Consider the following 11,027-nt stretch of genomic DNA (forward strand, 5'->3'; position numbering starts at 1 on the left):
CCCCCCGCCGGGGGGGATCCACGCCGCGGCGGCGCTGATCGACCTGCTCCGCGCCGGGGTGGTCCGGCGCGCCGGCGTGCTCGCCCGGCGGCTCGCGGCGGGGGAACCGGGCGTGCGGTGAGACGTAGTACGAAGGGAGGACCCGCCTCCGGCCAGGAGGCGCAACCCGTGACACCGAAGGACCATGAAGCTCTTCCAGCCCGATCCCCGGCAGCGCAGGACGCTCGGCGCGGTGTTCATGATCACCCTGGTGATCAGCACCCTGCTGACGGCGTTCTTCCAGACGCAGGTGCTGACGGGCGCACAGTACGCGGCGCGCTCCGAGGAGAACCGGCTCCGCCCCATCAAGATCCCCGCCCCGCGCGGGACGATCTACGACCGCAACGGCGAGGTGGTCGCCACCAGCATCACCGGCTACTCAGTCGCCCTCCTGCCGGCCTCGGAGGAGACGATCCGGGGGACGCTGCTGGACCTGATGCCGTTCCTCGGCCTGTCCACGCAGGACGTGGACGCGCTCATGGCGAAGCGGAAGGCCCGCCCCAACGACCTTCTGGAGGTCACCGAGCGGGCCACCTTCCCGCAGGTGGCGGCCATCGAGGAGCGGCGGGCCGCGTTCCCGAACCTCATGATCGTCGAGCGCCCCATGCGCTACTACCCGGGGGGGAATGCCATCGGGCACATCGCCGGGTACGTGGGCGAGATCACGCGCGAGGAGCTGCAGCAGGAGCGCTTCCGCCGCGAGGGATACCAGCAGGGGACGTGGATCGGCAAGGCCGGGATCGAGCGTGAGTACGAGCTGGAGCTCGGCGGCGTGGACGGCGCCCGGTTCGTGGAGGTGGACGCCATGGGGCGCGTCGTCGACCCGCGCTCCTCCGTGGGCGCGCTGGCGCCGGTCCCGGGCGAGAACCTGAAGCTCACCCTCGACCTGGACCTGCAGAACTACATCCACCGGATCTTCCCGGATACGATGAAGGGGGCGGTGGTCGCCATGGTCCCCTCCACGGGCGAGATCCTGGCGATGTACAGCCACCCTGCGGTGAACGCAAACGAGTTCGTCGGAGGCATCAAGCCATCGCTCTGGCGGGCGCTGCAGACGGATCCGACGAAGCCGCTCCTGGACCGCACGATCACCGCGCTCTACCCCCCGGCATCTACCTGGAAGCTGGCCACGGCGGCGGCGGGCGTGAAGGAGGGGATCCTCAAGGCGGGGTCGCGGATGCCGATCTCCTGCACCGGGGGCATGGCGTACGCCGGTCGCTACTCCCGCTGCTGGTACCGGCCGGGGCATGGCTCGCTGGATCTCGCGGGGGCGATCGAGAAGTCGTGCAACGTCTACTTCTACCAGGTCGGGATCCGGCTCGGACTCGCGAAGCTCACCGCGGAAGGGACGCGCATGGGCTTCAACACCCGCAGCGGCATCGACCTCCCCGGCGAGGTGAAGCCGATCTTCCCCACCGGGATCGACTGGTACCGCGAGCGCTTCGGGCACACGCCCACGCCCTCGGAGGTGATGAGCCTCGCCATCGGGCAGGGGCCCAACTCGCAGTCGGTGCTGAACATGGCGCACTTCTACTCCGCCATCGCGGGGAACGGCACCGCACCGGAGCCGCACCTGGTGGACCGGGAGGGCGCCGGGGAGGGGCCCGGGCAGATCGACCTGGGGCTGGACGCCACGGGGCTGCAGGCGCTCTGGGACGGCCTGGCCGCGGTCACGTCGCCCACCGGGACTGCGGTGCTCTCCTCGATCGCGCGCTGGAAGGTGTACGGTAAGACGGGGACCGCGCAGAACCCGCAGGGCGCTGACCACGGCTGGTTCGTGGGCTTCTCCGGTCCTCCGGGCGGGCACCCCGAGATCGTGGTGGCGGCCATCATCGAGCACGGCCTGCATGGGAGCGACGTGGGCCCCATTGCCACCAAGGCCATCAACTTCTACCTGAACAAGAAGCACGGCCTCCCCTTCGACCCCAAGCCGACGCTGATCGAGCGCTGGCAGTCGCAGCGGATGCGGTGGAGCCAGTTCGACGTCTACCCGGCGCCGATCACCCCGATTCCGCGCTCCACCGCGCAGACGGCGTCCGCCCCGGCCAAGGCGAAGCAGGCCCGATAACGGGCGACCGAAGCTGCCCCCGGACGGGGGTGAAACCGGGAGCGGCGCAAGAGCGCCGCTCCCGGTTTCGCTTGACGGGGCGCGGCCGGGGTGGCAAGTTGTCGCCCACCGCCCCCGGGGCGCGCCCGGGCGGCGCAACGGCTTCCGGAACCGACTGCATGCCGAGAACCAAGCAGGCCCCTTCCGCGGCGATCCCGCACGGGCTCACGCGGGAGCAGCTCCTGGAGATGTACCGCTACGTGCGCCTGACGCGGACGCTCGAGGAAAAGCTCGAGACGCTCTTCCGGCAGAGCAAGGTGGTGGGGGGGCTCTTCCGCTCGCTGGGGCAGGAGGGGGAGTCCGTCGCCAGCGCGTACGCGCTCCGTCGCCGCGACGACGGCACGGGCGACATGCTCTCGCCGCTGATCCGCAACCTGGGCTCCATGCTGGTGATGGGCGCCCGCCCGGAGGAGGTCCTCCGCCAGTACATGGCCAAGGGCGACTCCCCCGCGCGCGGCAAGGAGCTGAACATCCACTTCACCGACTACCGGCGCGGCTTCATCGGGCAGATCTCCCCGCTGGGCGACCTGGTCCCGGTCATGGCGGGGGTGACGCTCACCTTCAGGCAGCGCGGCGAGGACCGGGTGGGGATGGTCTACATCGGCGACGGCGCCACCTCCACCGGGGCCTTCCACGAGGGGATCAACTTCGCCGCGGTGCAGCGGTGCCCGCTGGTGGTGGTGGTGGAGAGCAACCAGTGGGCGTACACCACGCCGACCCGGCTGCAGACCGCCGTGGAGTCGTTCGTGGACAAGGCCCCCGGCTACGGGGTGGCCGGCGAGCAGGTGGACGGCAACGACATGCTGGCCGTGTACGGCGCCGCCCGCCGCGCCGTGGACCGCGCCCGCGCAGGGGAGGGGGTCACGCTCCTGGAGGTGCTCACCTACCGCCGCAGGGGGCACGCGCAGCACGACAACCAGTCGTACGTGGACCCGGCGGAGATCGAGCACTGGGCCACCACCAACGACCCCATCGACCGCTACGTGGCCGCGCTGACCGGGAACGGCTGGGCCACGGCCGGGGAGCTGGCCGCGATCGACGAAGAGGTGGACCGCGAGCTGGAGGCGATGATCCCCGCCGCGGAGGCGGCCCCCCTCCCGGACCCGGAGACCGCCCTGGACGACGTGTACGCCGACGCCCCGGTGAGCGCCCCCTGGACGCGCCACACGCCCCCCGATCCCACGCAGGCCTGAGCCACGAGCATGGCGACCGCGACCAAGCAGAAGCCGGAGCACGTCCGGCTCACCGAAGAAGGGAAGCCCGTCACCTTCCTGGAGGCCATCCGGGAGGCGATCTGGGAGGAGATGGAGCGGGACCCCAGCGTCTTCCTGCTGGGGGAGGACATCGGTGCCTACGGCGGCGCCTTCAAGGTCACCGAGGGGATGCAGGAGCGCTTCGGCGCGCTGCGGGTGATCGACACCCCCATCTCGGAGATCGGCTTCACCGGCGCCGCCGCCGGGGCCGCGCACATGGGGATGCGCCCCATCGTGGAGATGCAGTTCATCGACTTCATCTCCTGCGCATACGACATGATCACCAACTACGTCGCCACCTCGCGCTACCGCGGGTCGGGCGGGGTGCCGATGGTGATCCGCGGCCCCTCCGGGGGCGGCGTGCGGGGCGGGCCGTTCCACTCGCAGAACCCGGAGATGGCGTTCTTCCACACGCCGGGGCTCAAGATCGTCTATCCCGCCACCGCCTACGACGCCAAGGGGCTCCTCAAGGCCGCGGTGCGGGACGACGACCCGGTGCTCTTCTTCGAGCACAAGTGGCTGTACCGCCGCCCCCAGGTCCGCGAGGTCCTCCCCGCCGAGGACTACGTGGTCCCGCTGGGGAAGGCGCGCACGCACCGCGAGGGGAGCGACCTGACGATCGTCACCTACGCGGCCATGGTGCACAAGAGCCTGGAGGCCGCCGAGCAGCTGGAGAAGGAGGACGGCCTCTCCGTGGAGGTGATCGACCTGCGCACCCTCCTCCCGCTGGACGAGGACGCCATCGTGGAGAGCGTGCGGAAGACCAACCGCCTCCTGGTGGTGCACGAGGACACCCGCACCGGCGGGATCGCGGGGGAGATCGCCATGCGGGTGAACGAGAAGGCGTTCGAGTGGCTGGACGCGCCGATCCTGCGCGTCGCCGCGCTGGACGCGCCGGTGCCGTACTCGCCCCCGCTGGAGGACTACTTCCTCCCGCAGACCGAAGACGTCGTGAAGGCGGCGCGCCACCTGGCGGCCTACTGACCTGCTGACCTGCGCTCCGAAACCCTGACCCGCTGATCCTGACATGGCCCGTGTAGAAGTGCCGATGCCCCAGATGGGGGAGTCCATCGCCGAGGGAACCGTCTCCGTCTGGCTGAAGAAGGTGGGCGACCGCGTCGAGCGCGACGAGCCGATCATGGAGATCTCCACCGACAAGGTGGACGCCGAGATCCCCTCGCCCGCCGCCGGGACGCTGGTGGAGGTGGTGGTGACCGAGGGGCAGACGGTGGAGGTCGGGACGATCGTGGCCTACGTCGAGACGGAGGCCGGCGCCGCCGCGGCCGCGCCCTCGGAGCCCGCCGCGGGAGTTCCGGGCGAGCAGGCCGCCACGCTTCCCGAAGCGGCCGCCGGGCAGCCCGAGGCGCACCAGGTGGAGACGGCCGGCCAGGCGGTGCCCACCCTGCACGCGTCCGAGCCCACCGGGAGCACCACCGAGCCGACGATCACGGGCAACGGCGGCCCGCAGACGCTGGAGGACCGCCTCCGGACCCGCTCCACCCCGCTGGTGCGCAAGATCGCCGCGGAGCACGGGGTTCAGGTGGCGGAGGTGCGGGGGACCGGCCGCGGCGGCCGGGTGACCAAGGACGACATCCTGCGCCACGTGGAGGAGCGGGAGAAGGCCCCGGCCGCGCAGCCGCAGGCGGCGCCCGCGCAGCGCCCGGCCGCGCCGCAGCCCGCCCCCTCGTACGAGGGCGGCTTCCCGTGGGACGAGTTCTTCCAGTCGCCGCAGCACCCCGCCGTGCAGGCGGGCCCGAACGACCGCGTCGAGCCGGCCAGCCGGATGACGCAGATCATCGCCAACAACATGGTGCAGTCGCGGCGCATCTCGCCGCACGTGCACTCGTACTTCGAGGTGGACTACACCCGGCTCGACCACATCCGCGCCAAGAGCAAGCGCCTCTGGGAGGAGCAGGGCGTCAAGGTCACGTACACCCACTTCATCGCCTGGGCGGTGGCGCGGGCGCTGCGCGAGCACCCGAAGCTGAACGCGTCGTACTCCAACCACGAGGTCATCTACCGCGCCGACGTGAACCTCGGGATCGCGGTGGCGCTGGACAACGGCCTCATCGTTCCCGTGGTGAAGAACGCCGACGAGCTGTCGCTGGTGGGGCTGGCGAAGCGGGTGAACGACATCGCCACCCGCGCCCGGAGCAAGAAGCTGTCGCCGGACGAGGTCCAGGGCGGCACCTTCACGATCACCAACCCCGGGATCTTCGGGACCACGATCGGCTTCCCCATCATCAGCCAGCCGCAGGTCGCCATCATGGGCGTCGGCGGCGTGGAGATGCGCCCCGCGGTGATCACGGACGAGTACGGCGGCCATGCCATCGTCCCTCGCAAGCGCGGCTACATCTCGCTGGGCTACGACCACCGCCTGGTGAACGGCGCCGACGGCGACCAGTTCCTGGCGCGGGTGAAGCAGATCATGGAGACGTTCCCGGAGCAGGCGTAGCCTCGCAGGAGGTCCGGAGACCGGCACGGGGGCTTGCGAATACCCTTCGCGAGCCCCCGGCGCTATTTTGGAAGGATGGAAACCATTCGGACCGTCACAGACGACGCACGTGAATCCGCGGCCCTCGCGCGGCCGCTGGACGTCCGCCGGCTCGGGCTCGTCCGCTACGCGGACGCGCTGGAGGTGCAGACGGAGCTGGTCAAGCGGCGGCGTGCCGGGGAGGTGCCGGACACGCTGCTGCTCCTGCAGCACCCGCACGTCATCACGCTGGGGAGCGGGTCGCACGAGGAAAACGTGCTTGCTTCGCCGGAGGAGCGGGCGGCGCGCGGAATCGAGCTGTTCGAGACCGGGCGGGGCGGGGACGTGACCTACCACGGGCCGGGGCAGCTCGTCGGGTACCCCGTCCTGGACCTCAAGCCGGACCGGCAGGACCTGCACCAGTACCTCCGCGACCTGGAGGAGATGCTGATCGCGGTGCTGGCGGAGTTCGGGCTGACCGGGGGGCGGAAGGAGGGGCTCACCGGGGTGTGGGTGGAGGACCGGAAGCTCGCGGCCATCGGGGTGCGGGTCTCCTCCGGGTGGATCACCAGCCACGGCTTCGCCCTGAACGTCAGCACGGACCTGTCGTTCTTCGGCACCATCGTCCCCTGCGGGATCCGGGAGCACCGGGTCGGCTCCATCTCGGGCGAGCTGGGGCGGACGGTGCCCATGGAGGACGTGGAGGCGGCGGCGGCGCGCTGCTTCGAGCGCACCTTCGGCCGCCAGGCCGTCTCCTCGCCTTCTCGTTCCTCCCGACCGTTCCCCTGACATGCCACTGCTCTTCGTCGTGCGGAGCCGCCTTCGCATCCTGCTCGCCCTTCTCGTCGGCCTGCTGTCCGCGTGCGCCGACATCCTCGGGAGCGACGTCCCGAAGCAGGAGGGCCCGTGGATCAGGGCCACCGCTGTGGTGCTCGATCGCGGCGACTCCGTCCAGATGACCGCGGCGCTCCTCGTGAGGACCTGGGACGTCGGCGCGTATCAGCAGCAGATAGAGTGGCCCCTCGAGGCGGGTAGACGCTGGCCGAGGGGCCTGGACGTCCGGTGGAGCAGCTCGGATCCCTCGGTAGCCGAGATCGGAAAGGACGGGGTGCTCCGTGCACGAGGGCCGGGGCGCGCCACCATCCGAATGGAGGCGGGGCGGGAGCGCGACTCCGCCCTGGTGGCGGTGCGCCCGGTCCCGGGGACCGCCGCCGTCCGGTACACGATGGTCGAAGCGGGGAACGACCTGAGCTGCGGGCTCACCGAGGACGGACGGGCTCTCTGCTGGGGCCGCGTCCCGGAGGGCGTGCGGCACGAGGGGACCCGCGTGCAGGCCTCGCCCACGGGGGTGTCCGGGGCTCCTCCCCTGGTGGCGCTCGCGGTGGGCGGCGGGCACGCCTGCGGACTGGCGGCAGGCGGCGCGGCGTACTGCTGGGGGGCGAACCGCGCCGGCCAGCTCGGGAACCGGACCGAGAAGCCGAGCGCGGCCGCGGTCGCGGTGCACACGGAGCACCGCTTCACGCGGATCAGCGCGGGCGCCGGGCACACCTGCGCCCTCACCGCCGACGGGAAGGCATACTGCTGGGGCGCGGGGGCGAACGGCGAGCTGGGCACGCCGGTGAGGGGCAACCGCGTGAGCGCGCCGGTGGAGGTAGAGACCGAGCTGCGCTTCCGTGAGATCGGCGCGGGGGAGAACCGTACCTGCGGGCTCGCGGCGGACGGGCGGGCAGCCTGCTGGGGCCTCCGATACGTCACCGGCCCCTCCGGTGTGGTGGAGCCGAAGTACGATCCCCGCCCGGCGTACGTGGAGGGGAACCTTTCGTTCCGCTCGCTGAGGGTGGGGCCGCACGTGTGCGGCGTGACCGCCGACGGGGGCGCCTACTGTTGGGGGGGGAACCAGTACGGCCAGCTCGGGGACGGGTCGCGGACGATGGCCGTTGCGCCGCGGCGGGTCGCGGGAGGGCTGAAGCTCGCGCGCATCTCCGCGGGTTGGGGTCACACCTGCGGCGTCACCGCGGACGGGATGGCGTACTGCTGGGGGTTCAACTACTACGGAGAGCTGGGAAACGGTGCCGCCGAAGGGCCGCGCGACGACCGGCTCGACGTCCACGTCGTGCCCTCTCCCGCTGCGGTGGCCGGCGGACACACCTTCCGCGCGCTGGACGCCGGGGGGAGCCACACCTGCGGAGTGACGGTCCGGGCGGAGGTCCTCTGCTGGGGCGGCGCCGGAGCGGGTGCGCTCGGCACGGGGGCGATCCCGCGGCCGCGGGAGTCGCGCCGGGGCTTCACCTCCGTTCCCGCGCGGGTCGCCGAGCCTCTCTGATTCGCGGGGGTCCCCGCGCGCGTGTGCCTGCCCGCCTTCACCCCCGCGGCAGCGCCCGCGCGGCCTTGAACTCGAAGCTCGTGGGCGGCATGGGGAAGAAGTCCAGGTAGCGCTCCTTCTCCTGCTCCTCCGCGATCCACTCGTCGAAGCGCGACTCCACCAGCCCCCCGCTCGCGTCCTGCTTCGCCGCTGCGCGGGTCGCCAGGAAGTTGGCGTACTCGTTCTGCGGGTGGCCGGCGTGCCCCTTCACCCAGCGCCACTGCACCGCGTGCCTGCGCGCGGTGGAGACCAGCTCCTTCCAGAGCGCCAGGTTCTCGATCTCGCCGTCCTTGCGCTTCCACCCGCGCGCGGCCCAGCCGTGCACCCACTGCGTCATCCCGTCCACCAGGTAGCGGCTGTCGCTGGTGAACACCACGCGCGCCGGGTTCCTCAGCGCGGCGAGGGGGAGGATGCCGCTGCGGATCGCCATGCGGTTGTTGGTGGTGTCGGGCTCCGACAGCCAGAAGTCGCGCCGGACCCACCCGCGCTCGGGGTGGAAGTGCTCCACCAGCCCGGCGGCGCCGCCGGGGCGCGCGCGCCCCTTGAACTGGTTCCCGAGGCAGGATTCGTCGGCGTAGATGAAGACCAGCGGCTCGCTCATTCTTCTCCAGGTCTGGGCGGGAAAGGCCGACAATCTACCGGTGCGGCGGGCCGAAACCCAGGGGCGGCGGAGCCGGCGCTTGACAGAATTTGCGGGGACGGTAGATTGCCGCGGTCGCATCCACCGATGCGGCATGCACTTGACCGCATGGCCGACGGAAACCGGGAGAGAAGCGACTTGGGCGAGACCGCCGTGCTGCTGCTGGAGGACGGACGCGCGTTCCGGGGAGAGGCGTTCGGCGCCTCCGGGACGGTCTTCGGCGAGGTGGTCTTCAACACCTCCATGACCGGCTACCAGGAGGTCCTCACCGACCCGTCGTACACCGGGCAGCTGGTGGCGATGACCTACCCGCTGATCGGCAACTACGGGGCGAACCCGGAGGACGAGGAGTCGGTCGGGCCGCAGGTGGCCGGATTCGTCCTCCACGAGGCGCCGCCCGCGTACAGCAACTGGCGGGCGGAGGAGTCGCTGGAGGAGTACCTGCGCCGGCACGGCGTGGTGGCGGTCACCGGGATCGACACCCGCGCGCTCACCCGCCACATCCGCTCGCTCGGCGCCATGCGCGGCGCCATCGCCCATGGCGAGCCGGACCTGGAGGCGCTCCGCGCCCGGATCCTGGAGCAGCCGTCCATGGCGGGGCTCGACCTGGCGTGCGGGGTCTCCACCGGGGAGCGGTACGTGGTCCCGGCCGCCGGGGAGACGCGGTACCGCGTCCTCGCCTACGACTTCGGGGTGAAGTCCCACTCCCTCAAGCTCCTCGCGGAGCGCGGGTGCGAGGTCACGGTCCTCCCCTCCGGCACCCCGGCGGAGGAGATCGCGGCGGCGGGAGCCGACGGGCTGTTCGTCTCCAACGGTCCGGGCGACCCGGAGGCGGTGGGGCACGCGCTGGAGTCCATCCGCGACCTCGCGGCGCGCGACGTCCCGGTCTTCGGCATCTGCCTGGGGCACCAGCTGATCGCCCGCGCGTTCGGGGCACAGACCTACAAGCTCCTGTACGGACACCGGGGGGGGAACCACCCGGTCCGCCGCCTCGCCGACGGGGCGGTGGAGATCACCGCGCAGAACCATGGCTTCGCCGTGCGCGGCGACGAGGAGGGGATCCCCGGCGCACCCGCGCTCCGCGTCACCCACCTGAACCTGAACGACGGTACGGTGGAGGGCCTGGAGCACGCGGAGCGGCCCGTGTTCTCGGTGCAGTACCACCCGGAGTCGGCTCCGGGGCCGCACGACTCGCGTTATCTTTTCGACCGTTTCATCGCGGAGATGGAGCGGAGGACGGAGGAGCGCCGTCACGACGCTTGACGGTTTCTATGCGTCGCGTTATCCTTCGGCTGATAAACCGCCGCCCGTCAACCTCTTAGCTACTCCCCTTCCGTTTCCCGGGACGTTATCTTCGGCTGCCGGCCGCGATCCGTCGCTCAGCCCTCCGATCGACACGGACTCCCCCGCGCACCCGGAAGACTCGAGGAACGACGTAGCCGGATGGCACCCCGTATTCCGAGCGGGGACGTTGGTCCGGGCACGTACTCCAGCCGGACGTCGGCTTCTTGCGCTCGTGCGCATTCCGTGGGGCGCCGCCCCAGCTTCCAACCCCCAAGGAGGGACTTCATGACGAAAGCGGATCTGGTCCAGCGGGTCGCCGATGCGATCGGGCCCGGGATCACCAAGCGGGACTGTGCTGTGGTCGTCGACTCGTTCCTGAACGCCATCAAGGACGCGATGGCGGAGCACCAGAACATCGAGATCCGCGGCTTCGGCACCTTCAAGGTCCGCGAGCGCAAGAGCCGCCTCGCGCGCAACCCGCGCACGGGTGATCCGGTCGAGGTCCCGCCGCGCGCGGTGCCGGTCTTCAAGCCGTCCAAGGAGCTCCGCGCCATGGTGGAGGAGAAGCCGCTCGAGGTCTGAAGCTTCGTACGAAGACGCGGGCTCTGCCCGCCCAAGGGCGTCCAGCCTCCCCCGGGGGCCTGGGCGCCCTTCTTGCGTGCGGTGGAGTCGTCCTGTCTCCCTCTCCCGCCGTATCGGAGCAGCCCCATGCCGAACCCGTCCTCCGACGCGCCGCGCGACACCTCCGGCGCGGATGCGCGCTCCGGCACCCTGGGCCCCTACGAGACCGCGTACGACGTGCGCCGCGGCTACGACCGGCCGGGCGCCCCGCCGCCGGCTCCCCGCCAGGCCCCGGAGCCGGTCTGGAT

Annotated in this window: 9 protein-coding genes; 8 read left to right on the forward strand and 1 reads right to left on the reverse strand. The window is 71.5% G+C overall.

What is annotated here, in order from left to right; translation table 11 throughout:
- Positions 1 to 184: 184 nt before the first annotated feature.
- From mrdA to VGR37_06505, 6 genes are all read left to right on the forward strand, one after another.
- Complete coding sequence (gene mrdA, locus VGR37_06480; GenBank protein ID HEV2147028.1) at positions 185 to 2,107, forward strand: penicillin-binding protein 2; 1,923 nt, start codon at positions 185 to 187, stop codon at positions 2,105 to 2,107.
- Between the two features lie 158 nt (positions 2,108 to 2,265).
- Positions 2,266 to 3,339, forward strand: a complete 1,074-nt coding sequence (locus VGR37_06485; protein ID HEV2147029.1) for a thiamine pyrophosphate-dependent enzyme — start codon at positions 2,266 to 2,268, stop codon at positions 3,337 to 3,339.
- Positions 3,340 to 3,348: 9 nt separating this feature from the next.
- Entirely contained in the window at positions 3,349 to 4,383 is a 1,035-nt protein-coding gene (locus tag VGR37_06490) for an alpha-ketoacid dehydrogenase subunit beta (GenBank protein HEV2147030.1), read from the forward strand.
- A gap of 43 nt (positions 4,384 to 4,426) precedes the next feature.
- Positions 4,427 to 5,854 carry a dihydrolipoamide acetyltransferase family protein gene (locus VGR37_06495; GenBank protein ID HEV2147031.1) on the forward strand — a complete coding sequence of 476 codons (1,428 nt, stop codon included), beginning with the start codon at positions 4,427 to 4,429 and terminating at the stop codon, positions 5,852 to 5,854.
- A 75-nt stretch (positions 5,855 to 5,929) separates the two neighbouring features.
- The gene (gene lipB / locus VGR37_06500; GenBank protein HEV2147032.1) at positions 5,930 to 6,661 is read left to right on the forward strand and encodes a lipoyl(octanoyl) transferase LipB; all 732 of its coding nucleotides are present in this window, start codon (positions 5,930 to 5,932) and stop codon (positions 6,659 to 6,661) included.
- Position 6,662: 1 nt separating this feature from the next.
- The gene (locus tag VGR37_06505) at positions 6,663 to 8,195 is read left to right on the forward strand and encodes a hypothetical protein (GenBank protein ID HEV2147033.1); all 1,533 of its coding nucleotides are present in this window, start codon (positions 6,663 to 6,665) and stop codon (positions 8,193 to 8,195) included.
- 37 nt (positions 8,196 to 8,232) lie between these two features.
- On the opposite strand, the gene VGR37_06510 is transcribed toward VGR37_06505, so the two are convergent.
- Complete coding sequence (locus VGR37_06510; protein ID HEV2147034.1) at positions 8,233 to 8,835, reverse strand: ribonuclease H; 603 nt, start codon at positions 8,833 to 8,835, stop codon at positions 8,233 to 8,235.
- A gap of 177 nt (positions 8,836 to 9,012) precedes the next feature.
- Between VGR37_06510 and carA the strand changes: the two genes are divergently transcribed.
- Both carA and VGR37_06520 read left to right on the forward strand, forming a co-directional pair.
- Positions 9,013 to 10,137, forward strand: coding sequence for a glutamine-hydrolyzing carbamoyl-phosphate synthase small subunit (gene carA / locus VGR37_06515; protein ID HEV2147035.1), 1,125 nt, complete (start codon positions 9,013 to 9,015; stop codon positions 10,135 to 10,137).
- 306 nt (positions 10,138 to 10,443) lie between these two features.
- A complete protein-coding gene (locus VGR37_06520; protein HEV2147036.1) occupies positions 10,444 to 10,740 on the forward strand; it encodes an HU family DNA-binding protein in 297 nt (98 codons plus the stop codon).
- Positions 10,741 to 11,027: the final 287 nt, after the last annotated feature.

The sequence above is a fragment of the Longimicrobiaceae bacterium genome (assembly GCA_035936415.1).
GTDB lineage: Bacteria > Gemmatimonadota > Gemmatimonadetes > Longimicrobiales > Longimicrobiaceae > JAFAYN01.